Origin of the sequence: Parasynechococcus sp. (genome assembly GCF_042954245.1) — a bacterium.
Lineage (GTDB): Bacteria > Cyanobacteriota > Cyanobacteriia > PCC-6307 > Cyanobiaceae > Parasynechococcus.
Genome location: NZ_JBGKDP010000066.1, coordinates 1 through 24,407, shown reverse-complemented (window position 1 = coordinate 24,407; position 24,407 = coordinate 1). Strand labels below are relative to the sequence as shown.

Sequence of the window (24,407 nt, the reverse complement as noted above, 5' to 3'; positions counted from 1 at the left end):
ACCGGATGATCTGGTGCGCTACGGCCTAATCCCGGAATTCATCGGCCGGATGCCGGTGAGTGCTGTGCTGGAGCCCCTGGACGAAAGTGCATTGCAGTCGATCCTCACCGAACCCCGTGATGCCCTGGTGAAGCAATTCCGCACCCTGCTGAGCATGGACAACGTGCAACTGCAGTTCGCCGATGACGCCATCGAAGCGATCGCTCAGGAGGCACACCGGCGCAAGACCGGGGCCCGCGCCCTGCGTGGCATCGTTGAGGAACTGATGCTGGATCTGATGTATTACCTCCCCTCGCAGACATCGGTGAAGGAGTTCACCATCACCCGAGCGATGGTGGAAGAACACACGGGCGGCAAGGTGCTGCCGCTGCCTAGCACGGACCAACAGAAGACCGCCTGAGTTCTTGGCTGCCGCTGACCACCTGGAGGTGCCGCGACAGCATGGCCTGTTCAACCACCACGGCATTGACCTCGGCGACGGTTCCGTCGCCCACTATCTAGAAGGCCGTGAAATCCTGCGCAGCCCGTTGGAAGAGTTCAGCCAGGGGCAACCGCTACAGGTGATCAACTACGCCGAGGCGTCTCCGCTGGGTGTGACCCTGCGCCGGGCCATAGGGCGCCTGGGGGAACAGAATTACAACCTGCTGTTCAACAATTGCGAACACTTCGCCACCTGGTGCAAAACCGGACACCATCGCAGCAGCCAGGTGGACTCGGTTCTGGAACGGGCCCGCGACTGGAGCGGGCTGATGCCATCGGCGCTGATGAGGGGGCTGGAACTCCTAGTGCAACGGGGCTTGCTCGATGACGACGCCCGCACGATGGCCAAGCGGGGTGTGGAGAAGCTGGAATGCCTGTGCATCTCGCTGCTGAGCAAGTTGGAAAATCTGCTGGAACGGGCAGGAGACGGGACGGATCGCCGGCTGTTGCTCACGGGCCAGCGCCTGGCCGATGAGCTGGCCGCCGTGGAAGACCTCAAACAACGGATTGATGCCCTGCTCCAGCAGCACCCCGCCCTTCCAGGCTCAGAATCCTCTGAGTAATCTCCTCTCAACGCTCGCGGCGCATGAGTTCGGCCTACCAGCCGCTGCATCACAAATACAGGCCCCAGCGCTTCGATCAGCTGGTGGGGCAGGAGGCGATCGCCGCCACCCTGGGCCATGCCCTCACCAGCAATCGGATTGCCCCGGCCTATCTGTTCAGTGGCCCCCGAGGTACCGGCAAAACGTCCAGCGCCCGCATCCTGGCCCGCTCGCTCAATTGCTTGAACAGCGAGGGGCCGACGCCAGAGCCCTGCGGCACCTGCGAGCTCTGCACCACGATCGCCGCCGGCACCGCCCTGGATGTGATCGAGATTGATGCCGCCTCCAACACCGGCGTCGACAACATCCGCGAACTGATCGAACGATCTCGCTTCGCACCGGTGCAGGCCCGCTGGAAGGTATACGTGGTGGATGAGTGCCACATGCTCTCCACCGCAGCGTTCAACGCCCTGCTGAAAACCCTCGAAGAACCGCCGCCGCAGGTGGTGTTCGTGCTGGCCACCACCGACCCGCAACGAGTGCTGCCGACGATTCTCAGCCGTTGTCAACGCTTTGATTTCCGGCGCATTCCGCTCGATGCCCTCAACAAGCATCTGAGCTGGATCGCTGAACAGGAAGCGGTCAACATCAAGCCTGAAGCCATTCATGTGGTGGCCCAGCGGTCGCAGGGAGGCCTGCGGGACGCGGAAAGCCTGCTGGATCAGCTGAGCCTGCTGCCGCCACCAATCGAAGCCGCTGCAGTGTGGGATCTGCTGGGAGCAGTGCCCGAACAGGAGCTGTTGGAGCTGGTGGGGGCCATGAGCAGCGCCGAACCTGTGCAGCTGCTGGAAGCCACCCGCAACCTGCTGGACCGAGGCCGGGATCCCGGGGCCGTGCTGCAGGGCCTGGCCGGGATGCTGCGGGATCTGGTGCTAATGGCGGCTGCTCCAGATCGGCTGGAACTCACCAGCGTTTCACCCCAGTTCCGCGAGCAGCTGCCCGCCCTCGCCAAGGCCATCGGCAGGGCCCGCTTGCTGCAATGGCAGGCGCAACTGCGCGGCACCGAGCAACAACTGCGCCAAAGCGTGCAGCCGCGCCTGTGGCTGGAAGTGCTGCTTTTGGGCTTGCTGGCGGAACCGGTGGCGACTCAGAGCGCAGCCGCAGCTCCAGCCCCAAGACAACCAGAATCAACGCAACCGGCAGCAGCAATCCCAACGACAACGCCAGTCGCCACTCCAGCTCCTGCCGCCGCAGCCCCAGCAACCGAGGCGATCACCCCCAGCCCAAAACCTACCCCTGCGCTGTCACCGGAACTGCCAATGGTCTCCACCCCTGCACCGGCGGCCAGCACCAACCTGCCCGAGCTGTGGCAACAGATCCTGGGCAGTCTCGAACTGCCTTCCACCCGGATGCTGCTCTCGCAACAGGCCCAACTGGTGCACCTAGATGCCAACCGAGCCGTTGTGCAGGTGGCAGGCAACTGGATGGGGATGGTGCAGAGCCGGGCATCACTGCTGGAACAGGCAGTGGCCAAAGCTCTCGGCGGCTCAAGGCAGCTGGTGCTGGAAGCCAGCAACAGCACCATGCCACCCCCGATCACAACAGCCCCGCCAGCGATCAAGCCCCCCGCATCTATTCCGGCGCCAGCTCCGGTGCCAACCCCAGAACTACCGCCCACCCAAGCCAAACCGATAGCCACCAACCCGGCACCTGCACCGGCGGAATCCAGCACTCAACCCAGTCCACACCCCTCAGGCCTGGATCGTCAGGCCCGTAATCTGGCGGACTTCTTCAACGGTCAGGTGCTCGACGTTGACGACATCAAGTGAGTGGACTATGAGACGTCGAACCTCCACCTGGTGATGTCATCAAACAGGAAATAGCCTCAGGCTTGAACCGGATGGTCTTGACCATGACTGGTTTTGGCCCAGACCAAGCGTTTGGGGAGAAGTGACATCCGCAACGTCACCCAAGGAATCACAACAAACCAGTGGCCCAGATAGGCAATCGCCACCAGGAGATTGGCCAGGCTCGCGGTGGGAATCGCCGGCCCCTCGCTGCCACCCCGACACCCGCGCCAATAGGCCAAACCAGAAACGCTGAAGGCCACCACAGACAAAGGCCAGTAAACCGGCACGCTTCGGGTGACCAGAGCCATGCTCAGATCAGCGAAGGACACCACCGGCAGGGCGTATTGGAGCAGAAAAAAGGCCGTCAGATCCCAGCGCTGGCGAAGACTGAGCTGCGCTGAGGTGAGCACCGGCCAGTAATCGAAGAAGCGCTGCAATCCGCCTTCCGCCCAGCGCTGCCGTTGTTTCCAGAAGGCCTGGAGACCAGAAACCGCCTCTTCTTGAACCGGAGGATCCCATAGCAATCCTACCAAGGCCCCATGGGTCAGCAGCCGGAAGCTGAGATCAAGGTCATCGGTGACGGTGTCTTCATTGAAGCCGCCGCTAGACTCGAGCACGAAGCGCTTGATTAGCTGTCCGTTACCCCGCAGCTCAGCCACCCCTCCATTGGCCAGTCGACCCGACTGGATGACCGCATCCAAAGCCATCTCCATCGCCTGGGATCGGGTCAACCAATTGCGATCTGCATCAATCACGGCCTTGCGTAGCTGCACCGCCGACCAGCCACCCTCCAGGGCGTAGGGAACAAGGCGCTCGAGCAAGTCGTCCTGCAACTGGGCATCCGCATCAAGCACCAGCAGCCACTCACCGTTGAGGCGGTCCAAAGCGGTGTTGAGCGCACCCGACTTACCCCCACCGGCATTGCGCTGGCGATGGATGACATTCAGTTCAGGGTGCTGCGTGGCCAGATCGTCCAGCAACTCAGAGGTGCGATCAAGACTGCCGTCGTCGATCACCCAAGTGGTGAGCTGTCCGGACGGATAACGCAGAGAAGTGAGCCGTTCCACCAAACGCGGCACCACCGCCTCTTCATCGCGGGCAGCTACCACCACATCAAGGCTGGGAAGCTTCGCCGGATCAATCGCCGGCACGGACTCCGATGACCCACGCATCAGCTGCCCGCGCATGACGGAACGAAGCCCATAGCCCCCGAGCATCAAGGCAAGGCTGATGGCGGGCCAGAGCGAACGGGCGGGGTCCAGCCAATGGGGAGCTGCACCAGCACATCCACAGGCGAACAGGAACGCTGCCGATTTCACCCGACGGTGATCACCCGATGTGGCGTTCGAGCTCATCCAGTTGCCCAGGTGGAGAGGACTTTAAGGGGACTGCGCTGGTGTGGAGAGGGGGCCGTAGACAGTCCCTGGGTAGTAATGACTCAGGATGCGCTCCACAGGCCAGCCACGCGAGGCCAGGTCGATCGCTCCAGCCTGAGACAAACCGGCCCCATGGCCGAAGCCACCACCCCGCACCAGCCAGCTTTCAACCCCCTGAGGCTCCAACACGAACAAGGTGCTGGGCAGTGTGCGAAGGGTGCGACGGATGGCATCCAACTTGAGGATCACTGGATCAGCGGCGTTGCTGCCGGAGATCTGCAGGGCCAGCACCCGGCCGCTGGCGCCCCGCTCCAGCACCTTCAATTGCAAAGGCGAAACCAGCGGGTCTGCGGCTGCTCCGAGGGCCTGACGCAAGGTCGGACCAGAAAGGGTTCGGGTCCAGCGGAAGCGAGGGTGACGCTGGCCATAGGCCCCGTTGCGATCCGCCAGCAACGCCTGCACCGCCTTGGGCTGCTGCAGGGGCAAGGGATGACGGTTGCTCCAGTCCTCATCCCCATCCGGCTTCGCACGCAAATAAATGGTGGGCTGCATGGCCCAGGCTTCCGGCCCGGCAGCCATCATCCCGCCATTGGTAGCGTGATACACCGCGCTGATGGGCTGGTTGTTCAGGCTGAGCAACTTGCCCTGCGTGGCTGCAATCGCCTCGCGCACAGCAGCTCCCGCATGGCGGGGATCGCTGTAGACCTGACACTGGATGTCGCTGCAGAGGTGATAGCCATCAATGCTGAAGCGATGGCTGTTGGCCAGAGCCCAGGTGCGCGCCAGAACGGTCTGAGCCTGCAACGCCGCCATCGGTGAACCGGCACCGATCTCATGGGGCACCACCCCTTCGAGGTAGCGCTCCACCGGCACCTGCTCCACCAGCGTCCAGCTGCCGTAGGCATCCCGTTGCAAGCGGAAGGGCCCCTCAAAACGTCCACCCGCCCAGAGCAACCCATCCGAAGCTTCAATCAAGACAGGGCCTTGCAGGGGGCGTCCCCCCTCCGGCGTCTGCAACACCGGTTCGACTGTACTGGTGACGGTGCTCTGCCAATCACGCACGGCCAGACCCTCGGGCACAGTCGAGCCTTCCGGCGCCCACACCTCCCACTCCTTGGGATGGGCCACCTCGGCCGCAACCCCAAGAGCACGCCAACTGGAGGCGACACGATCCGCGGACTCAAAGCTGGCGTAGGGACCTGCAATCCGGCGAGCCAACTTAAGCGAACGGGCCAAGGCAACGCTTCGCCAGGTGATCACGAAACCTGAACCACTGCCTTGATCCCCGGTGGCGTCGCGAAGGCTGAGCGATCCGGCAAAGGCACGCAGATTCAAAGGAGCGGCGGTTGCCGTGGCACCAAGGTGATCCTCCAAAGCCACCCAGAGCACAGGCTCTAGGCCCTGAACCGGCGGTAGATCTGCCACAGAAGGATGAGTCACCCGTTGAACCGGTTCCACCACAGCGGGTTGCAGGCCATCACCCTGCTGACGGGCGCGGCAGCCCAGACCCATGCAAAGCAACAATGTGAGCGTCAGCAGCCGAATCATTCAGCAGGGAGCACGTCGGGACGTATTGTTGTCGTTTCTGTCCGAACGAGCAGATCAATGCCCAAGCTGAAGACCCGCAAAGCTGCCGCGAAGCGGTTCAAAGCAACCGGCACTGGCAAATTTCTGCGTCGTCGCGCTTTCCGGAACCACTTGCTGGACCACAAAACTCCCAAGCAGAAGCGTCATCTGGCTACCAAGGTCGTGGTGGACCGCACCGATGAAGAGCGTGTGGCCCTGATGATGCCCTACGCCTGAGCACAGCTGCTCGGACGAGACCGTTCAACAAGACCTGATCCAACCCTCCCAACCTCATGGCCCGCGTTAAGAGAGGCAACGTCGCCCGTAAACGCCGCAACAAGATCCTGCGGCTGGCCCGTGGCTTCCGTGGTGGCAACGGAACCTTGTTCCGTACAGCAAACCAGCGGGTGATGAAAGCCCTCTGCAATGCTTACCGCGATCGTCGTCGTCGCAAGCGCGATTTCCGTCGCCTCTGGATTGCCCGCATCAACGCCGCTGCACGCCTGAATGGTGTGAGCTACAGCCGTTTGATGGGCGGTCTCAAGAAGGCAGATGTGCGCCTGAACCGCAAGATGCTGGCTCAGCTGGCGGTCGTTGACCCCGGCAGCTTCACCAACGTTGTGGCTGCAGCTAAGAGCTGAATTTCCCAACCGTGAACCTGCTGCCCCAGACCTACCTGCTGGGCCTGGTCGGCCTGCTTACCATCGTTGCGGTGGTCGTGGGCCGACAATTTTTCCGTGTGCGTCGCGATGAAGCACGGCTGATTGAACTCGAGAAATCAGACACGGTCTCGTCACGACAGGCATCTGACCTCTACGAGCTCGGATGCGTTCAATTGCGCAAGCGGCTGTATCCGCAAGCGGCGGCCACCTTGAAGCAGGCACTGAAACGCCTAAGTGGTGAGCCGGATGAAGCCCGTGCGCTGATCGAAAATGCGCTCGGCTTTACTTTGGCCGCACAAAAGGATTATTCCGGTGCCGCCAAGCACTACAAGCTTGCTCTGAAGGCAAAAGCGGACTACCCCGTCGCCCTCAACAACCTGGCGTTTGCCCAGGAAAAACTGCTGAAGGACGCTGAAGCGATCTCCCTCTATGAGAAGACGCTTCAACTGGAACCAGACAACGCCACCGCGAAGAAAGGGCTGAAGAAACTCAAGCGTCGGAACAGCTGAGGGCTTTCAGATCTGCTTGGTCTCTCACAAAGCTGGGTTCACCAGAGCGGCTGAACCGGAGGTTCCTCTTGGCAGCCGGGGGTCATCGCGAGGCGTCCACCCACTCCAGTGCTGGGGTTGGCCACATTGATCAGGCGAGGTGCCTGCCAGCTGGTGGGACTGAAACCTTGGAGGCCGAGGAAGACGCCGCCAGGCTCAAGACCAGCAATCAGAGGATCCGCCAAGGGGATGAGATCAAGCTGAGCCGACTTGGCATGGAGATTGCCTTGAACCGGTGTGGTGACAGAGCCAAGGGTCATCGTTCCCCGGAGATCCACCATCTGGCCCATCGCCGTCATCTGGTTGATGTCCAACGTGACATCAACGGTGGGATTGCCATCAAAGGGTTCAAACGTGCCGCACCATTGGCGGGGCAGCGATGCCGCCAGCTCAGCAGCGCGTGCGACAGGGTCGAAGCTCTCGACTTCGATTGCATCGAGCTCCAGAGGAACTGCCAGCTGAATCGGATCCAGAGGCAGCTGAGGATTGGTCTCAAACGGCACCTGGCTGCCAGCCGGGAGATCCATGGCAAGCAGGAACGGCATGGAAGACGATGGATGATGAAGGAAAGGTAGGCCCTTTTGCTCACACGCGTCATGGATTCGCCCTCCCTCACCTCCGACCCCCTGACCATTGGCGGGCGTCAGTTCAACAGCCGCCTGCTCACGGGCACCGGCAAATATCCATCAATGGCATCGATGCAGCAGAGCATCGAGCGATCCGGCTGCGACATGGTCACGGTGGCTGTGCGCCGGGTGCAGACCGTGGCGGCAGGACATGAGGGCCTAATGGAGGCCATTAATTGGCAGCGGATCTGGATGCTGCCCAACACGGCGGGCTGCACCGATGCCGAAGAGGCGGTGCGCGTCGCAAGGCTTGGACGGGAGCTCGCCAAGCTGGCGGGGCAGGAGGACAACACCTTCGTGAAGCTGGAGGTGATTCCTGACTCCCGGCATCTTCTACCCGATCCGATCGGCACTTTGAACGCTGCAGAACAACTGGTGAGGGAAGGGTTCACGGTGCTGCCCTACATCAATGCAGATCCCCTTCTGGCCAAACGGCTGGAAGACGTCGGATGCGCCACGGTGATGCCTCTGGGCTCTCCGATCGGCTCGGGCCAGGGGCTCAACAATGCCGCCAATATCGGTTTGATCATCGAAAACGCCGGGGTGCCGGTGGTGGTGGATGCCGGCATTGGTGTTCCCAGCGAGGCCGCACAGGCCCTCGAAATGGGCGCCGATGCCGTCCTGGTCAACAGCGCCATCGCCCTGGCGGGCGACCCCGCCGCCATGGCCTCGGCCATGGGCCAGGCAGTGATGGCCGGGCGGACCGCCCACCTCTCCGGGCGCTTGCCGCGGAGGGATCAGGCCTCTGCCAGCTCACCGACCACGGGCATGGTGCATTCGCCTACATAGGTGAAGAGACGTGAAGCCTGCTTCATAAAGGCAGGCAATGAGCATTTGGACTCATAAGGTCCGACCAGTCGCATTGGACCCATGTCGGTCACCACGGAAGACGGCGGTCGTCTCAACGCCTTCGCCAAGGAGCCACGCATGGAGGTGATGGACGTCGCCACCAGTCAGAGCCGCAACCGCAGCTCAATGATGATGCTGCTCAGCGGTGGATTGATCGTGACCGCAATGGTGGCGGTAACCGTCGCCATCAGCTGAGACAGTTCACACTGAAAATCCCTGTAGTAACTTGCCAAGACTGAGCATCACGCTCGTTCCAGCAGGAGTTTGGGATGAAAGTTCTCGTTCTCGGCGGTGACGGCTTCTGCGGCTGGCCCTGTGCGGTGAACCTGGCGGATCAGGGCCACGACGTGCTGATCGTGGACAACCTCAGCCGTCGCAAGATCGACATCGACCTTGAAGTTGAGTCGCTGACGCCGATCGTGAGCATCGGCGAGCGCCTCAAAGCCTGGGAGGAGACCGGCGGCAAACCCATGCGGTTTGTCCACATGGATATCGCCAATGAGTACCAGCGGTTGCTGGATCTGCTGCAGAAGGAGCGTCCGGATTCCGTGGTCCACTTCGCGGAACAGCGGGCAGCCCCCTATTCGATGAAGAGCAGCGCCACCAAGCGCTACACCGTCGATAACAACGTCAACGGCACCCACAACCTGCTGGCCGCCATGGTTGAAAGCGGTCAGGACATCCATGTGGTGCACCTAGGCACCATGGGCGTCTACGGCTATGGCTCCCACCGCGGCGCCACGATCCCCGAGGGCTACCTCAAGGTGGAAGTGCCCCAGCCCGACGGCAGCCGCTTCGAGGAGGAAATCCTCCACCCGGCAAGCCCCGGCAGCGTCTATCACATGACGAAGACGCTCGATCAGCTGCTCTTCCTCTACTACAACAAGAACGACAAGGTCCGCATCACCGACCTGCACCAGGGCATCGTCTGGGGCACCAACACCGATGCCACCGACCGTGACCCGCGGCTCACCAATCGTTTCGATTACGACGGCGATTACGGTACGGTGCTGAACCGCTTCCTGATGCAGGCCGCCATCGGCTACCCGCTCACCGTTCATGGCACCGGTGGCCAGACCCGCGCCTTCATCCACATCAGTGATTCTGTGCGCTGCGTTCAGCTGGCGCTGGAGAACCCTCCGGAGCAAGGGGAACGGGTGAAGATCTTCAACCAGATGACCGAAAGCCATCAAGTGGGCGAACTGGCCAAGAAGGTGGCCGCTTTAACGGGCGCTCAGGTCAACAACCTGCCGAATCCCCGCAATGAGGCGGTAGAGAACGATCTGATCGTGGACAACCGCTGCTTCATCGAGCTGGGCCTCAACCCCACCACCCTTGATGACGGCCTTCTGAAGGAAGTGGTGGAGATCGCCACCCGCTACGCCGACCGTTACGACCGCAACCGCATCCTCTGCACCTCCGCCTGGACCAAAACCCAAGCCCAGGCCATCGGCACCGCGTCCTGAACGAGCTTCATCCTTGAAAGTCGCCTTCTTCACCGAAACCTTCCTGCCGAAGGTCGATGGCATCGTCACCCGTCTGACCAAGACGGTGAAGCATCTGGTAGACGCCGGCGATGAGGTGGTGGTCTTCTGTCCGGAAGGCTGTCCGGATGAGTACATGGGTGCTCGCCTGATCGGCGTTCCAGCGATGCCGCTACCGCTCTATCCCGAGCTCAAACTGGCCTTGCCTCGACCGGCGGTATCAGACGCGATCGATGCGTTTCAACCCGATCTGATCCATGTGGTGAACCCAGCGGTGCTGGGGCTTGGCGGCATCTGGCTCGCGAAGAACAAGGGCATCCCCCTGGTCGCCAGCTATCACACCCACCTGCCCAAATACCTCGAGCACTACGGCTTGGGAATGCTGGAGCCACTCCTGTGGGAAATGCTCAAGGCCGCCCACAACCAGGCCCTGCTGAATCTGTGCACCTCCACTGCCATGGTGAAGGAGCTCAGCGACAAAGGCATTCAGCACGCTGATCTGTGGCAGCGGGGCGTGGACACGGAGTTGTTCCGTCCCGAGCTGCGCAGCACGGAATTGCGCCAGAGGATTCTCGGAGGCCATGACGACCGGGGTGCCCTACTGCTCTACGTCGGCCGCCTCTCTGCGGAGAAGCAGATCGAACGGATCCGCCCCGTGCTCGAGGCCCTTCCCGATGCACGGCTGGCCCTGGTTGGGGATGGTCCCCACCGCCAGCAACTGGAGAAGCACTTCGAAGGAACCGCCACCACCTTCGTCGGTTACCTCGCCGGGGAAGACCTGGCAGGGGCCTACGCCAGCGGCGATGCCTTCCTCTTCCCTTCCAGCACAGAAACGCTGGGTCTTGTGCTCCTGGAAGCCATGGCAGCCGGTTGTCCCGTGGTCGGCACCAACCGCGGCGGCATTCCCGACATCATCACCGACGGCGTTAACGGCTGCTTGTATGAGCCCGACGGCGCGGATGGCGGCGCTGCAAGCCTGATCGAGGCCACCCGCCGTCTGCTGGGGAACGATCTGGAACGACAGGCTCTGCGCAGTGCTGCCCGTGCCGAAGCCGAGCGCTGGGGCTGGGCAGGCGCCACCGAACAGCTGCGGACCTACTACCGCTCGGTACTGTCAGCGCCTCAACTCACGGCCGCCTAACGCTGCCGGGTCCGCTCCCACTCCGCCAGTACCTTCTTGGCCATCGGCAGAGCGTGAACCGATCCACCTCCAGGGGTGTTCTGGGCAAAGGCCACCACCACGATCTTGCCGTCGGGATAGGGGGCATAACAGCCGAACCAGGCGTGATCAGGCCCTCCCGTGCTGTCTTCAGCCGTTCCGGTTTTGCCAGCCGCCGGAGGAATGCCAGGACCATTGAGGCCGGCACCAGTGCCGGCCTCCACCACTTTACGCAAGCCCTCCCGGATCGTCTGCAACGTGGACGGCTGGATCGCCACCTTGGTACGGTGCTCGGGGCTCAGCCAGTCGATGTCACCGGCCGCAAGATGCGGCGTCACCAACCAACCGCCATTGGCGAACACCGCATAAGCGCGGGCCAGCTGCAGGGGGGTGATCTGAACCACAGACTGGCCGATGGAAGCACTGGCCATGTCCTCAGGGATCCAGGGGCTGGTGCCGGGATCGGTCCAGCCGCGGCCACGGGCAGCCCAGTCTTCATCCCCTACCAGCCCGACGCTCTCTTCCCAGCCGATCTCAATGCCAGTTTTCTGCTGAAAACCCAGCTGATCAGCCGCCTGTTTTAGAGCCTTGGAGCCAACTCCAACCCCCACTTGATAGAAGAAAGTGTTGCTGGAAAAACGCAGGGCATCGGCATAGCCGATGTGGCCGAAGCCAGCCCCATTGTGATCCGGGAAGCAGTGGCCGCCGTAGGTGATGCAGGCCTTGGTATGCAGCTTGGTGTCGGGGGGAAATTTGCCCGACTCCATGCCGGCCATCGCCGTCACCAGCTTCCAGGTGCTGCCGGGGTCATAAGGATTCATGGCCCGGGACAGCAACGGTTTCCTCGGATTGGAGAAAAGGGCGTCGTACTCCTTCTGGGTGGTAATCAGCTTGGAGAAAAAGTTCGGATCAAAGCTGGGACGGCTGGCCAAGGCCAACACGGCACCCGTGGCCGCCTCCAACGCCACCACAGCGCCACCGGGCTTGTCCGCCAAGGCCTGCTCCGCCACCCGCTGCAGATCCAGGTCGAGGGTGAGCACTAGATCCTTGCCTGCTTGGGACGGTCGATCACCAAGGTTGCGCTGCACCTCGCCCATGGCATTCACCTCGAGCATCTGGCCGCCCCACTTGCCACGCAAATGGCTCTCATAGGCAGCTTCCACACCCGTGCGACCAATCCGGTCGCGGATCTTGTAGCCCTTCTCCGCCAGGAACTCAAATTCGTTTTCCGTGATCGGCTGGGTGTAACCGAGAGCGTGGGCCGCCAGGGTTCCGTTGGGATAGGACCGCAGGATGTCGACATCCACCTGGGCGCCCCGCAACCCCAGGGCCTGTTCCCGGAAGCGCAGCACCTGTTCCGGCTTGAGATCGAGGGCCAACGTGGTGCGGTAACCATCCCGATCCAGGCCCTTCTGCCGGCGCTGATCAAGCAGATTAGGCTCCAAGTTGAGCAGCCGTGCCAAACGATCACGGAGATCAGGCCAGTCGTCATCGCTGACGAGACGTGGCTCGAGATAAAGCGAGTAAGTGAGTTTGCTGGTGGCCAGCACCCATCCTTTGCGATCGAGCAACCGACCGCGGATCGGCGAGCGGGGCACAAGACGGATGCGATTTTCGTCCGCTAGTTCACGAAAGCGTGATCCCTCCAGCAGCTGCATCCAACCCAGGCGGCTGACCATGGCACTGCAAAACAGCAACACCACCACCAACAGCACAAGGGGTTGCTGACGTAGACCGGTCTGACGCTGCTGTGTGGAACGGGTCATTCCTGCTGCTGCTCTGGCAAGCGGCGGCGCAACTCCTCGAGGCGCTCTTCAATCCGCCGCAAGGTGGGCAGCAAGTCGTCAGGGCCCTCCTGGCGTTGTTCAACCGTTGTCGGTTCTTCCACAGAGACCGAGACCGGCATCACCGGATTGCCCAGCCCGGGGCTCACGGCATCCAGCTGTTCTCGCACGTCGCGCGCCACGGGCTCACCCTCCTGACGCAAATCAGCGATAGGGTCCTCTGACCCGGCCGTGAACGCCTCCACCACCTTGCCTGGACCCCCCTGCCGGGCCCGCTCCAGCACGGCCAGCCCCACAGGGAGCACATCCTGCATCAGTGACAAACGCAACTGGTCGAGCGGATTGTCGGAGTTGGAATCGGCGGCCATGGGGCCAGATCAACGAACCCCAGTCTGTCCCGAAGGAAGCGCCAATGTCGAACAAGCGGAACGGTCCGCCGCCAGGGACCAGCCCATCACCCCACTGAGCACCATCAGCATCAGCACAGGTACCAGGGCTTTCTGGGTGGTGTCCAACAGAACCCACTCGCGCCAGGCACGCCAGAAACGGCTGCGCTCAAAACGGCGATGTTCGCGCGTTTCGTCGCGCTGACGCTGCCGGATCGCCTTGTCCACCCAACGCTCGAAGGCCCGTTTCTTGGTGATCGTCATCTTGCGTTCCACCTCGAGCATCTGCCCGGAGCCCAGCCCGGGATGAAAGGTGCTGATCAGCTCCAAGCTCTTGAGGAACATCTCCACAGCGCCATCGTGAACTGCGGTGGCGTGATCATCCAGCTGGCCCCAGTCAAGTTCAGGGTAAAAACGGCTGCGATTGGCCGTGATCTGATCCTCCGTCAGCTGACCGGGCTCCCGCAGCCAGCGATCGGTGTTGCTATCGAACCGCCGCCAGTAGAGGAAGGGGTTCAAATAGATCGTGCGGCCACCCAGCTGAAGGCTGTCCTGCTGCAGCTGAACATCCTGCTGTTGTGTCGCCGTCATATCCCAAAGGCCGATGGCTCAAGGTATCGGTGATGTAGGGCCGTCGCCAGCCGCAAATCACTCCCACTCGATCGTGCCGGGGGGCTTGCTGGTGATGTCGAGTACCACCCGGTTCACGCCTTTCACCTCATTCACGATCCGATTGGAGATGGTCTCCATCAGGTCGTAGGGAAGGCGGGACCAATCAGCGGTCATGCCGTCCTCACTGGACACACAACGCAGCACGATCGGCCAGGCATAGGTGCGTTTGTCACCCATCACCCCAACGGAACGCACCGGCAGCAGCACGGCAAAGGCCTGCCAGATGTCGTGATACACGCCAGCATCCTTGATTTCCTGGCGAACAATCAAGTCGGCATCACGCAGGCAATCCAGCTTCTCGTCGGTAACTTCACCCAAGATGCGGATGGCCAGACCAGGCCCCGGGAAAGGATGGCGGCGCACGATCTCTTCGGGGAGGCCGAGGCTCTGGCCCACCTTGCGCACTTCATCCTTGAAGAGTTTGCGCAGGGGCTCCACCAGCTTGAACTGAAGATCCTTGGGAAGACCGCCCACGTTGTGGTGGCTCTTGATCTTCACGGCAACCCGTTCGCCCGTCTTGGGGTCCACGTTGGTGCCAGCGCTTTCGATCACATCGGGATAAAGCGTGCCCTGGGCCAGGTAATCGAAGGGTCCGAGCCGCTTGCTCTCCTCTTCGAACACACGAATGAACTCCGTGCCGATGATCTTGCGCTTCTCCTCCGGATCGGTGATGCCCTTCAGCTTGCCGATGAAGCGCTGGCGAGCATTGATGTACTCCACATTGATGTTGAACTTCCGGTCGAAGAAGTCCATGAGGAATTCGGGCTCACCCTTCCTCATGAAGCCCTGATCAATGAACATGCAAGTGAGCTGATCACCGATCGCCTTCTTGAGCAGAAAGGCGAGGGTTGATGAATCCACCCCCCCGGAGAGAGCCAACAGGACGCGCTTGTCGCCCACCTGCTCCCGAACCAGGCCAACGGCCTCATCGATGAACGCCGCGGTGGTCCAATCCGGATCACAACCGCAAACGTGATAGACGAAATTGCGGATCAGGGCCATTCCGCAGGTGGAATGCACCACCTCAGGGTGGAATTGCACCCCGTAGAGCTTGCGCTGCAGGTGCGCCACCGCCGCCTCCGGCGTGTTAGCGGTGTGGGCCAAGCGCACAAACCCCTCGGGCAGAGCCTTCACCGAGTCGCCATGGCTCATCCACATTGTCGAACCGTTGTCGACATTGGTGAGCAGATCTGTGGGGTCGTCCACTTCCAGGGGCGCCTTGCCGTATTCAGCCTTGCCGGTGGCGGCCTCCACCACGCCGCCGAGCTGTTGCACCATCAGCTGCATCCCATAACAAACCCCCAGCACGGGAATGCCCAGATCCCAGATGCCGGGACCGCACAGCGGCGCATGCTCGGCATACACGGAACTGGGGCCACCGCTGAGGATGATTCCCTTCGGAGCCATGCGTCGTAGCTCTTCCACCGAAGTGCTGTAACCGAGCACCACCGAGAACACCTCGGTCTCGCGCACGCGCCGGGCAATCAGCTCCGAATACTGGGAACCGAAATCGAGGATAACGATGGCCGGCTGACGCTGACCGTCGGACGAAGGCTGGGACATCGATCCTGGGAGGTATCGCTCGCTGACGAGCATCAATCCCTCAATGTAAAGAAGCGCTTCTCCCCCTCCGGTCCCCACCAGCGCAGGGTGCGACTTCGGTCGAACAGGACAGCACCAATCTGCATCGACCAGGTGCCATATCGATCCACATAGGACTGGCTGCGCCGCTCCACGATCGCGGCCAGATGCTGCCCAAGGGCGCTGGCTTGATCGGCATCCAGTGCCTGAAAGGCCTCCTCAACGGATGCAGCACCCCGCAGTTGCAGCAACTGGGCAACCGGCAGACCGGCATCCAGCCCCAGTGCCACCAGCACCTCCAAACGGCCATCGGCCAGGTGGTGATGGGTGTGAAAGATGCCTCCGGCCAGCTTGATCAATTTGCCGTGGTAGCCGAGCAGCAGCAGATCGCGAACACCGGCCTCCGCCGCGGCCACCAGCACCGGCCCCACCCAGTTCCCCACCTTCAGCACGAGCCCCAGACCCTGCTGGCGGGCCAGATCCAAGCCGTTCTCACCGATCACCAGAACGAGGCGTCCCTGAAATGCCGGATCCGCAGCGAGCGCCCTCAGATCTGCCAACACCTGCTGCAGTTGATCCGGTGCGGCGCTCCGCTGCACCTCCGCCTGGGTGCCGATCAAGGCAAGACCATCGACAACGCCGAAGGCGGCATTGCTAGTGCGTTCGGCCAGGACACGGCCCCTCGGAAGAATCGGCTGGACCAACAAGCCCCGACCGGGCGGCACTAGGAGCAGAAGATTCCGCTCCAACAGCTCACGGGCAAAACCGGAGAGGCAAACATCTCCCTCAGAGCCAAACCGGCCCACCCCTTCTCCGGCCTGCAGCTCGAGCACCGGCTGGGATGCGGCGATCCAGGCCACCCGCACCCAGACCTCAAGATCCCGCGTCAGATCAAGGCCAGGGCCTGGATCACAACGGCTGATGCCCAGGGCCTCTCCTTCCCCCAGAGAAGCCGCCGAGCAGACAGGCACCTGCAGAGACGGTTGATCCGACCCCTGACTCAACTGCTGGTCAGACTCAAACGGCTCACCAAGCAACACCTGAAGGGCCGCCTTGGCCGCCGCCGCCACCCACACCGGCAGGGTCAATCCAGGGCTGGAGGGGGCGATGGAACCGGACAAGCTGTTTTCTAGAGTCGTCGATTGGCATCCCCCGCGCCATGCAGGACAAGCTCACCCTGATGATTCCGGGCCCCACCCCGGTGCCGGAAACGGTGTTGAAGGCCATGGGTCGTCACCCCATTGGCCACCGCAGCGGGGAATTCCAGGCCATCGTGCGGCGCACCACCGAACAGCTGAAGTGGCTGCACCAGACGACAAGCGACGTGCTGGTGATCACCGGCAGCGGAACCGCTGCCATGGAAGCGGGAATCATCAACACCCTCAGCCGCGGCGACAAGGTGCTCTGCGGTGACAACGGCAAGTTCGGCGAACGCTGGGTCAAGGTGGCCCGCGCCTACGGACTGGATGTTGAGGTGATCAAAGTGGAGTGGGGCCAACCCCTCGATCCAGAGGCCTTCCGCTCGGCGTTAGAAGCCGACAGCGCTAAAGCGATCAAGGCCGTGATCCTCACCCACTCGGAAACCTCGACAGGGGTGATCAATGATTTGGAGAGCATTGCCCGTCACGTGAAGGCCCACGGCACGGCGCTGACCCTGGCGGACTGCGTCACCAGCCTTGGTGCCACCAACGTCCCGATGGATGAGTGGGGACTGGATGTGGTGGCATCAGGCGCACAGAAGGGCTACATGCTTCCACCGGGCCTGAGTTTTGTGGCCATGAGCGCACGAGCCTGGGAGGCCTACGAGCGCTCCGATCTGCCCAAGTTCTATCTGGATCTGGGCCCTTACCGAAAAACAGCGGAGAAGGACAGCAACCCCTTCACCCCGGCAGTGAACCTCTACTTCGGCCTGGAGGCTGCTCTGGAGATGATGCAGAAGGAAGGCCTGGAGGCAATTTTTGCCCGCCACGCCCGCCATCGCGCCGCCGCCCAGGCGGGCATGAAGGCGATGGGCTTACCCCTGTTTGCCGCCGAAAGTTGCGGCAGCCCGGCCATCACCGCGGTGGCCCCCGAAGGCATCGATGCAGAACAGTTGCGCAAAGCCGTGAAGGAGAAATTCGACATTCTTCTGGCTGGCGGACAAGACCATCTGAAAGGTCAGGTGTTCCGCATCGGCCATCTCGGCTATGTCTGCGACCGGGATGTGCTGACCGCCGTCGCTGCGATTGAATCCGCCCTTCAGTCCCTTGGCCTGCACAAAGGCAGCATGGGAGCAGGGGTCGCTGCAGCCTCCGCTGCTCTTGGCTAGAGTACAGATGGCAAAAGCGATCTCACCACTTTGCGGGTGTAATTCAGTGGTAGAATGTCAGCTTCCCAAGCTGAATGTCGCCGGTTCGAGTCCGGTCACCCGCTTGAACAAATTTCAAACGCTCATCAAGAACGAGGCTTGATGAGCTGAAGAACCTGAGGCCTAGCAAATACAGCACGGCGTTCGTGACCAAGGGCCTGCAAGATCAACGAGCCCGCCTCATTGATTCGGCCATCCTCTGCGCAGTGGCGAGCCTTAGCAAACAAAGCTTGCGCTGCTGATTCGTGATCCTGACGTTGTTGAGCAGCCGTCTCAGATTGTTTTGTTTTCGTAAGCGTCAGGGTCAACGTTCGAGTTCTCTCATCAACAAAATAGTAGCTCTAATTAATATTTAAACCATCCGACACGCGATCTGCGGGATTGCCGAACAACAACCTCGATTGCTTGAATTCAGATCAGGTACCAGGTTCCTCTGCGTTGCCCCCCAGATCAGCAATCCTGTCCCGCAACTGCGAGCAACGGCACTGATCGCCTTTGGCTTCAGCGAGGGCGAGCGCGAACTCCAGCTTTTCGAGCTGATGATCACCTTCAAGGAAACCTGACCGGGTCCAAATGGTCATGCCATGCAAAGTGCGAGAAGCACAAGCATTGGAGGCAGGGATGGTGATTGCCATAGTTGCCTTTCTTTTTATTTTGGCACTGCGCGCCACCCCTACGCGACATCGCAGCTCGCTTCTGTTTCGGCCTCCTGACCCCAGGCATGGTTCTGGGAGGACTCTTCAGCCATTTCAGCTTCTGGCAGCGGAGCTGTGCTCTCCAACAGCTCCCGCGTTTCCCGCAACAGAGATTCAACGCCCTCGAGCGTGTAGATCTCTTTGTCAGGGACAGCATTCAGATCCTTCTGCTGCTGGCGCAGTTGGAGCTCAAACGCTTCCTGACGCTGTTCCAGTTTCACCAAGCGCTGCGATAAAGCCGTGATGGTTTGCGCGAGATCTTCCGCAGTGCGGGTGATTCGAAAGGACACGGAGGACGTCATCACCGAAAGCTGATGGTTACGCTGATGACAACACAGGAGCGCCGCTGTCTCAAGATCAAGCTGACATGACGCGATCGAGACTGATGCCTTCCTTGGCAACGCTGGCGCTCTACCTGCTGGCAGGAACCGCCATCGGCCTGCTGGCTCTGTTCAGCGGCATTCCCGCTGCACCTCTGGCGGGGGCCTTACTGGGTGCTGGCATCGTCAGCATGAGCGGCCAGCTGGAACCAGCCACATGGCCACCGGGAACGCGCACGGTTCTTGAGATCGGCATCGGCACCGTGATCGGAACCGGCCTCACGCGAGCGTCGTTGGAACAACTGCAACTCCTCTGGAAACCAGCGGTTCTGATCACCCTGGCGCTGGTGCTGACAGGACTGGTTGTCGGCCTGTGGACCAGCCGCCTGCTTGGCATTAATCCCATCGTGGCCTTGCTTGGCGCTGCTCCGGGTGGCATCAGTGGCATGAGCCTTGTCGGCGCCGAATTCGGCGTCGGTGCCGCGGTGGCCGCCCTCCATGCCGTGCGGCTGATCACCGTACTGCTGGTGCTGCCGTTGGTGGTGCGATTGATCGTCCCCTCGACAGCCGGGAGCTGATCGATACCTTGGTACCATCCGCAACTGACGTCATGGGGCCCATCAGGTCATCGCTGGTTCTCTCCGCCGCGGCCCTGATCGGCGCGCTCAGCGGCGTGACCTCCCCCCTGCAAGCGAACGAAGCCACCGAGGAGAAGGGCGCCAATATCTATTGCTTCATGCGGTCCAACGGAAACGACCACGAGGTGAGCTGGAAAGCCGCCTACGCCGTGATCAAACGGCAGCGCAGCGGCGTGTTCAAAACATCCCCGGAGCATGCCTCGGTGATGATTACGGAAGCCGTCGTCCAGAACCCCGACAATTTTCCCGACTGTGGCCAGTTCCTTGGTGATCTGTTCGGCGGAAACACCCAACCAGCCACCGCTGCCGCCCTTGCAAACTCTTCCTCCATCACCGAAAGCACCATCGAGAGCAGCGACGACACCACGCGCTACAGCTACTGACCCCTCAGGGCTTCTCAGGCTGACGCTTCTGGCTTCCGTGTTGATGGCTGGCTGCCAAAGCAAGCAACCCGCGGCGCCTGCCAACACACCAACGCCACTCGTCTCCAGTTGCCTCGGCGACTTCCGTATGGATGACCTTGAGCTGATGGTTGAACGCTGTGATGAGGCCATCGAGCAGACACCGGATCAGGCCGATCTGCATCGGGACCGCGCCCTTGTCTTGACTCTGCTTGGCAATCAAGCCAAAGCCTGCGAAGACGTCGCGTTGGCACTGTCGCGGTTGAAGCGGTCGAGCCAGCCGGTCGACCCGATGCTGCCGCACGAACTCCAGGTGCGTCAGAGCAGCTGCAAACAATCCCGCACCATGGCGGGAAGTGATTGACGTTGCAGCGACAAGCGCCGGGGCCCCAGCAACACCTCGATCCGTTCCGCCTTGCTCGCCAACAAGCCATCCACCAGCTGATCCGCTGTGCCGAGCTGCAGCCAATGGCAGGTCAGGCCATCCCCCATTCCCAGACGATGACAGCGGTCTTCGGCTTGGTCGAGGTCGCCTGGCGTCCAGGGGCGTTCCAGCAACACCACATGACGGGCCCGGTGCAGGGTGAAGCCAAGGGCACCGGTGCCGAAGGTGGCTAGCAGACAATCGTTCTGACCCTGCTGAAACCGATCCACACTCTCTTGGCGTTCAGCAGGGCGCTGGCGACCGGTCAACAACTCGCCGCCGAGGGTTTGCTGCAACAGCTGCAATGGAGCCACAAAGCCACTGAACAGCACCACAGCCTCGCCTTGCCGGCGCAGTGACTCCACCAGCTGCTGGGCCACCGGCAATTTGAATTCCGCAGCGATCTGGCGAATGGAGGTGAGCAAAGCCAGGTGCTCAGCATCCCGTCGCACCTCTCCGAGCCGCGCCCGACGCCGGTAGTCATCCAGCACCAGCTCAACACGATGGTCGAAACCTGTGAGCTCAGCCTCCGACAGCACCACTGGGTGAAGACGTCGCTGCTTGGGAGGAAGATCCACCACCTGCTGCTTGCGGCGATGCAGGATCAACGGTCGAGTCAAGCGTCGCAGCTCCTCCAGCTGATTGGCTCCGGAAGCCTGCCAGCGTTTGCCGGTTCGACCCTCGCGCCAATGCCCCTGGCAATACAGCTCCTCGAACTGGCGTTGATCCCGCGCAATCGGATGGTCCATGGCCGCAAGTAGGGGATACAGCTGGGACGGGCGACCGTTCTTCATTGGAGTTCCCGTGAGCATCCAGATTGCCCGCAGGCGGGGATGACGGGCCAGACGAAGCAAAGAAGCCGTGCGCTGCGCCTGAAGCGACTGGGCGTAATGCGCTTCATCCACCACCAGAAGCGTTCCCGCTGGCGGCAGGGTTTCGGGCAGGCGAGCCCAGCTCACCAACTCCAGCTCAACCCCAAGGGCCTCTGATTCCCGGCGCCAGTGGGGATGCAGACCGACGGGAGCCACCACAAGCAACCGCACCTCAGCGCAGCGCATCAGAGCACGGGCCGCCAATAGAGCTGTAAGGGTCTTTCCCAGCCCCATCTCATCGGCCAGAACGGCACCACGACGGGCCAGGAGCCAACGGACCCCGGAGCGTTGATGGCGCAGAGGCTGACGGCCATCCTGCAGAGCTTCGTCGAGATCCGCTGCAGCCACAAGGGTCCGGTGCGGTGGCAGCGGCGGCAAGGGCTGCTGGCACCAGTCGAGCCACTCCTGCAATACGGAGGTGACAGGAAAACGGCTCCCCAGGGCCTGCTGAAGAGCATCGGCTGCGGCCAAGGGGAAATCCCAGCCATGGCCGGGGCCGATCCAACGTCCCCTGGGCTTGATCCGACGCAACTGGGACTGGGTCACCGCATCAAACGGGCTGACCACGCGGATCAGTCCTGCTGGAGAGAGATCCAGGCAACAGGTCAATGTGGGTTTTGACGGCACCAACAGCCACCCCACAAACAATCACTCTAGTGAACTCAGATCAGCATGTAAGCATTGAAATTAAGATTCACATCACAGGCTGAAAAATTATCGAAAATGCAGTGTTCGACACATTGACGGGCTTTTCATTCAAGGCAGAATTACCCCAACCGATGCATTCGGATGCATAGCAGGGACGCGGTTTTTCTCGACGAACTCTGTCCCAAATTGCGCGTCCGAAGATGGCGGCAGTTACTGCACACTTTTACCGGGCAAAGTTGCATTTATTGCGGCAAACCTTCTGAATCTATTGATCACATTCACCCCCGAGCCAAAGGCGGGTTAAATGTTACTGAAAACTGCGTTCCGGCTTGCCTCTCCTGCAATGGTCGCAAATCTGACGCCGATGTTTTCGATTGGTACCGGCGACAGCGCTTCTATGACCCACGCCGCGCCATGGCGATTCGGGCCTGGATGGATAGCGATCTACGGCTCGCCCTCCGCCTGCTGCAGTGGGCCCGACCGGATCACCCCATCAATGAGCCCGACGACTTCCCAATCGCCGCTCAAGCTGCCTAAGGCTCACCAGACCCGGCAAACTTCAGAGGAATGATGCCGCTGGCAAATGGAGGCCTGAACACCAGGGTCTTCCGGAGCCAGCGCCAGCTCACTGGCGAGCAGAGCGCTCGTCAGGATGGCCCCAGAGCGCGAGCGATGCAGAGAGGAAGACGTCACAACAGTACATTTGACCTAGTACAGGTATGCTGATGCTTGCTGATCTTGTTAAGCGGTCGCATCCTCTGGCAGCTGACGCCAAGCTGCTGGTGCTGGGCGGTGGATACAGCGGACGTTGTCTGGCAAGCCTGGCCCGCGCCATGGGAACGCCAGTGCTTTGCACACGCCGCTCGCTCGACGCCGCCGAGGTTGATCTGCTCTTCGACAGCAATGGTCAGGACCATCTCGACCCGGCTTCCCTGGAAGGCGTAACCCATCTGCTGTGCACCATCCCACCGGATCGTGAGGGGAACGATCCGGCGTTGTCGAAGCTGCTTCCAACGCTCAGAAGCCTGCCGCTGCGCTGGACGGGCTATCTCTCCACCACAGGGGTTTACGGCGACCGTCAGGGCGGTTGGGTGTCGGAGCAGGACGACGCAGAGCCAGCGCTCGACCGCAGCATCCGCCGCCTGGATTGCGAAAAAGCCTGGCTGCGCTGCGGGCTGCCGATCCAGATCCTACGTCTGCCGGGCATTTATGGCCCTGGCCGGTCGGTGCTCAACGGCTTGCAGCAAGGGCGTGCCCGCTTGATCGACAAGCCCGGCCAGGTCTTCTGCCGCATCCATGTGGAAGACATCGCAGGGGCCTGCTGGCACCTCATGCATCACGCTGAGCAGGGAGCTCCAGCGGTCCCGGCCGTCGTGAATGTGGTGGATGACCTCCCGGCTCCCACAGCCGAACTGATACGGCATGCGGTATCCCTGTTGGATTGTGCCCTTCCGCCGCTGGAGCCGTTCGACCAGATCGTGGAGAGCATGAGTCCGATGGCTCAGTCGTTCTGGAGCGAGAACCGCCGCGTCAGTAATCACAGGCTCTGCCATGAGCTCGGCTACCGATTGCTGCATCCGAACTACCGCGTCGGGCTGCAGGATTGCCTGAACCAGGACAAACTCAATCCGTCTGACCTGCGTTCTCCCCCTCGCTCAACCAACGGTTGAAATCGAAACCCTCGCCTTCCTCAGGCAGGGGAAGCCCAACATCCTCAAAGAAACGGGAGAGATGCAGTTCGATCCAGCCATTGCTCAGGCCAGAGGCCAAACCCACCAACAGACACCCCAGCAGCAGCAAACGCAGCACAGCGATGGGCTCCCACGATTCCACAAACCCTAGGCATGAGCTGGTGATCGCTCTCGGCGATCCCGCGGGCATCGGCATGGAAGTGATGCTCAAAGCCCTTGCCTCACCCACGCTCCCCCCAGAGCTCCAACCCCTGCTGGTGGGTTGCCGACGCAGCCTGATCAGCACCCACGTGCGACTGCGGGAGCAAACGAGCCTCCCCCTTGCCAACCCCGCAGCACTCAGGATCGACGACCAACCGCTTCAGGAAATCGTTCAGCCAGGACAACCCACCACCAGCGGAGCCGATGCTGGGTTTCGCTGGCTCACCCGTGCCGTTGAACTGCTTCAGGCACGGGGGTCCCGAGCCTTGGTCACCGCTCCCATCGCCAAGCACCTCTGGCATGCAGCCGGCCATCGCTATCCCGGGCAAACCGAACGGCTGGCGGAGTTGGCTGGATGCCAGCGCTCCTCAATGCTGTTCACCGCCGTCTCTCCAACCAGCGGTTGGCGCCTGAACTCCTTGCTGGCCACCACCCACATCCCCCTCAACCAGATCCCTCAGGCACTAACTGCAGACCTGGTGCACCACAAACTGAACGTGCTGGATGGGTTCTGTCGACGCTTCACGCCCAAACCACATCTGCGCGTTGCCGGTCTGAATCCCCATGCCGGTGAAGCCGGTCAGCTGGGCCACGAAGAAGCCGAC

Annotated in this window: 28 protein-coding genes, 1 tRNA gene and 1 pseudogene; 18 read left to right on the top strand and 12 right to left on the bottom strand. The window is 61.7% G+C overall.

Annotated features, from left to right (window positions below):
* The 3 genes and pseudogenes from ACGVJ8_RS03350 to ACGVJ8_RS03340 form a co-directional block, all read left to right on the top strand.
* Positions 1–400, top strand: a pseudogene (locus tag ACGVJ8_RS03350) (ATP-dependent Clp protease ATP-binding subunit ClpX); the annotation flags it as partial.
* A gap of 4 nt (positions 401–404) precedes the next feature.
* Complete coding sequence (locus ACGVJ8_RS03345) at positions 405–1,043, top strand: lecithin retinol acyltransferase family protein (protein ID WP_392345477.1); 639 nt, start codon at positions 405–407, stop codon at positions 1,041–1,043.
* Between the two features lie 23 nt (positions 1,044–1,066).
* The gene (locus tag ACGVJ8_RS03340; RefSeq protein WP_392345476.1) at positions 1,067–2,851 is read left to right on the top strand and encodes a DNA polymerase III subunit gamma/tau; all 1,785 of its coding nucleotides are present in this window, start codon (positions 1,067–1,069) and stop codon (positions 2,849–2,851) included.
* Between the two features lie 56 nt (positions 2,852–2,907).
* Here the strand turns inward: ACGVJ8_RS03340 and ACGVJ8_RS03335 are convergent, their stop codons facing one another.
* Entirely contained in the window at positions 2,908–4,227 is a 1,320-nt protein-coding gene (locus tag ACGVJ8_RS03335; RefSeq protein WP_392345475.1) for a glycosyltransferase, read from the bottom strand.
* A 24-nt stretch (positions 4,228–4,251) separates the two neighbouring features.
* Positions 4,252–5,796 (bottom strand): SpoIID/LytB domain-containing protein, encoded by a 1,545-nt coding sequence (locus ACGVJ8_RS03330; RefSeq protein ID WP_392345474.1) that lies wholly within the window; start codon positions 5,794–5,796, stop codon positions 4,252–4,254.
* 57 nt (positions 5,797–5,853) lie between these two features.
* On the opposite strand from ACGVJ8_RS03330, the gene rpmI reads away from it, so the two are divergent.
* Genes rpmI through ACGVJ8_RS03315 form a run of 3 tightly spaced genes read left to right on the top strand, consistent with a single transcriptional unit; the run spans position 5,854 to position 6,985 of the window.
* Complete coding sequence (rpmI, locus tag ACGVJ8_RS03325) at positions 5,854–6,051, top strand: 50S ribosomal protein L35 (protein WP_392345473.1); 198 nt, start codon at positions 5,854–5,856, stop codon at positions 6,049–6,051.
* A 56-nt stretch (positions 6,052–6,107) separates the two neighbouring features.
* Positions 6,108–6,455: a 50S ribosomal protein L20 gene (rplT, locus tag ACGVJ8_RS03320; RefSeq protein ID WP_011363098.1), complete on the top strand. Its 348-nt coding sequence runs from the start codon at positions 6,108–6,110 to the stop codon at positions 6,453–6,455.
* Between the two features lie 11 nt (positions 6,456–6,466).
* Positions 6,467–6,985: a hypothetical protein gene (locus tag ACGVJ8_RS03315; RefSeq protein ID WP_392345472.1), complete on the top strand. Its 519-nt coding sequence runs from the start codon at positions 6,467–6,469 to the stop codon at positions 6,983–6,985.
* Positions 6,986–7,023: 38 nt separating this feature from the next.
* Here the strand turns inward: ACGVJ8_RS03315 and ACGVJ8_RS03310 are convergent, their stop codons facing one another.
* A complete protein-coding gene (locus ACGVJ8_RS03310; protein ID WP_392345471.1) occupies positions 7,024–7,569 on the bottom strand; it encodes a hypothetical protein in 546 nt (181 codons plus the stop codon).
* A 51-nt stretch (positions 7,570–7,620) separates the two neighbouring features.
* Between ACGVJ8_RS03310 and ACGVJ8_RS03305 the strand changes: the two genes are divergently transcribed.
* From ACGVJ8_RS03305 to ACGVJ8_RS03290, 4 genes are all read left to right on the top strand, one after another.
* A complete protein-coding gene (locus ACGVJ8_RS03305; RefSeq protein WP_392345470.1) occupies positions 7,621–8,439 on the top strand; it encodes a thiazole synthase in 819 nt (272 codons plus the stop codon).
* 81 nt (positions 8,440–8,520) lie between these two features.
* Entirely contained in the window at positions 8,521–8,694 is a 174-nt protein-coding gene (psb34, locus tag ACGVJ8_RS03300) for a photosystem II assembly protein Psb34 (protein ID WP_392345469.1), read from the top strand.
* 74 nt (positions 8,695–8,768) lie between these two features.
* A complete protein-coding gene (locus ACGVJ8_RS03295; RefSeq protein WP_392345468.1) occupies positions 8,769–9,965 on the top strand; it encodes an NAD-dependent epimerase/dehydratase family protein in 1,197 nt (398 codons plus the stop codon).
* A 13-nt stretch (positions 9,966–9,978) separates the two neighbouring features.
* Entirely contained in the window at positions 9,979–11,124 is a 1,146-nt protein-coding gene (locus ACGVJ8_RS03290) for a glycosyltransferase family 4 protein (protein ID WP_392345467.1), read from the top strand.
* Here ACGVJ8_RS03290 and mrdA read toward each other — a convergent pair.
* From mrdA to cbiD, 5 genes are read right to left on the bottom strand one after another with little or no spacing between them, the layout of a single operon-like run.
* The gene (gene mrdA, locus ACGVJ8_RS03285) at positions 11,121–12,908 is read right to left on the bottom strand and encodes a penicillin-binding protein 2 (protein ID WP_392345466.1); all 1,788 of its coding nucleotides are present in this window, start codon (positions 12,906–12,908) and stop codon (positions 11,121–11,123) included. The two genes, ACGVJ8_RS03290 and mrdA, sit on opposite strands and share 4 nt — an antisense overlap.
* On the bottom strand, positions 12,905–13,294 hold the full coding sequence (locus ACGVJ8_RS03280) for a hypothetical protein (RefSeq protein ID WP_392345465.1): 390 nt from the start codon (positions 13,292–13,294) through the stop codon (positions 12,905–12,907). The genes mrdA and ACGVJ8_RS03280 overlap by 4 nt, the downstream gene beginning before the upstream one ends.
* A 9-nt stretch (positions 13,295–13,303) precedes the next feature.
* Positions 13,304–13,903 carry a hypothetical protein gene (locus ACGVJ8_RS03275; protein ID WP_392345464.1) on the bottom strand — a complete coding sequence of 200 codons (600 nt, stop codon included), beginning with the start codon at positions 13,901–13,903 and terminating at the stop codon, positions 13,304–13,306.
* 57 nt (positions 13,904–13,960) lie between these two features.
* Complete coding sequence (gene guaA, locus ACGVJ8_RS03270) at positions 13,961–15,547, bottom strand: glutamine-hydrolyzing GMP synthase (protein WP_392345463.1); 1,587 nt, start codon at positions 15,545–15,547, stop codon at positions 13,961–13,963.
* A 32-nt stretch (positions 15,548–15,579) separates the two neighbouring features.
* Positions 15,580–16,686 carry a cobalt-precorrin-5B (C(1))-methyltransferase CbiD gene (gene cbiD / locus ACGVJ8_RS03265; protein WP_392345462.1) on the bottom strand — a complete coding sequence of 369 codons (1,107 nt, stop codon included), beginning with the start codon at positions 16,684–16,686 and terminating at the stop codon, positions 15,580–15,582.
* 38 nt (positions 16,687–16,724) lie between these two features.
* Between cbiD and ACGVJ8_RS03260 the strand changes: the two genes are divergently transcribed.
* Both ACGVJ8_RS03260 and ACGVJ8_RS03255 read left to right on the top strand, forming a co-directional pair.
* Positions 16,725–17,873, top strand: a complete 1,149-nt coding sequence (locus tag ACGVJ8_RS03260) for a pyridoxal-phosphate-dependent aminotransferase family protein (protein WP_392345461.1) — start codon at positions 16,725–16,727, stop codon at positions 17,871–17,873.
* 32 nt (positions 17,874–17,905) lie between these two features.
* A tRNA-Gly gene (locus ACGVJ8_RS03255) sits at positions 17,906–17,977 on the top strand.
* A gap of 351 nt (positions 17,978–18,328) precedes the next feature.
* Here ACGVJ8_RS03255 and ACGVJ8_RS03250 read toward each other — a convergent pair.
* Together ACGVJ8_RS03250 and ACGVJ8_RS03245 are read right to left on the bottom strand one after the other, a co-directional pair.
* Positions 18,329–18,547, bottom strand: a complete 219-nt coding sequence (locus ACGVJ8_RS03250; RefSeq protein ID WP_392345480.1) for a hypothetical protein — start codon at positions 18,545–18,547, stop codon at positions 18,329–18,331.
* 38 nt (positions 18,548–18,585) lie between these two features.
* Positions 18,586–18,909, bottom strand: a complete 324-nt coding sequence (locus ACGVJ8_RS03245; RefSeq protein ID WP_392345460.1) for a chemotaxis protein — start codon at positions 18,907–18,909, stop codon at positions 18,586–18,588.
* Positions 18,910–18,974: 65 nt separating this feature from the next.
* On the opposite strand from ACGVJ8_RS03245, the gene ACGVJ8_RS03240 reads away from it, so the two are divergent.
* The 3 genes from ACGVJ8_RS03240 to ACGVJ8_RS03230 are packed head-to-tail and all read left to right on the top strand — an operon-like array spanning position 18,975 to position 20,330.
* Positions 18,975–19,505 (top strand): AbrB family transcriptional regulator, encoded by a 531-nt coding sequence (locus ACGVJ8_RS03240; RefSeq protein ID WP_392345459.1) that lies wholly within the window; start codon positions 18,975–18,977, stop codon positions 19,503–19,505.
* A 32-nt stretch (positions 19,506–19,537) separates the two neighbouring features.
* Positions 19,538–19,948 carry a DUF6554 family protein gene (locus tag ACGVJ8_RS03235; protein WP_392345458.1) on the top strand — a complete coding sequence of 137 codons (411 nt, stop codon included), beginning with the start codon at positions 19,538–19,540 and terminating at the stop codon, positions 19,946–19,948.
* A 43-nt stretch (positions 19,949–19,991) separates the two neighbouring features.
* Complete coding sequence (locus ACGVJ8_RS03230; protein ID WP_392345457.1) at positions 19,992–20,330, top strand: hypothetical protein; 339 nt, start codon at positions 19,992–19,994, stop codon at positions 20,328–20,330.
* Here the strand turns inward: ACGVJ8_RS03230 and ACGVJ8_RS03225 are convergent.
* The gene (locus ACGVJ8_RS03225) at positions 20,285–21,835 is read right to left on the bottom strand and encodes an SNF2-related protein (protein ID WP_392345479.1); all 1,551 of its coding nucleotides are present in this window, start codon (positions 21,833–21,835) and stop codon (positions 20,285–20,287) included. The genes ACGVJ8_RS03230 and ACGVJ8_RS03225 overlap by 46 nt on opposite strands.
* 216 nt (positions 21,836–22,051) lie before the next feature.
* Here ACGVJ8_RS03225 and ACGVJ8_RS03220 point away from each other — a divergent pair, with 216 nt between their 5' ends.
* Complete coding sequence (locus ACGVJ8_RS03220; protein WP_392345456.1) at positions 22,052–22,447, top strand: HNH endonuclease; 396 nt, start codon at positions 22,052–22,054, stop codon at positions 22,445–22,447.
* A gap of 188 nt (positions 22,448–22,635) precedes the next feature.
* Positions 22,636–23,580 carry an SDR family NAD(P)-dependent oxidoreductase gene (locus ACGVJ8_RS03215; protein WP_392345478.1) on the top strand — a complete coding sequence of 315 codons (945 nt, stop codon included), beginning with the start codon at positions 22,636–22,638 and terminating at the stop codon, positions 23,578–23,580.
* On the opposite strand, the gene ACGVJ8_RS03210 is transcribed toward ACGVJ8_RS03215, so the two are convergent.
* Positions 23,534–23,743 carry a hypothetical protein gene (locus ACGVJ8_RS03210; protein WP_392345455.1) on the bottom strand — a complete coding sequence of 70 codons (210 nt, stop codon included), beginning with the start codon at positions 23,741–23,743 and terminating at the stop codon, positions 23,534–23,536. The two genes, ACGVJ8_RS03215 and ACGVJ8_RS03210, sit on opposite strands and share 47 nt — an antisense overlap.
* Between ACGVJ8_RS03210 and ACGVJ8_RS03205 the strand changes: the two genes are divergently transcribed.
* On the top strand, positions 23,724–24,407 hold a 684-nt coding region (locus ACGVJ8_RS03205; RefSeq protein WP_392345454.1), incomplete at its 3' end, for a 4-hydroxythreonine-4-phosphate dehydrogenase PdxA. The genes ACGVJ8_RS03210 and ACGVJ8_RS03205 overlap by 20 nt on opposite strands.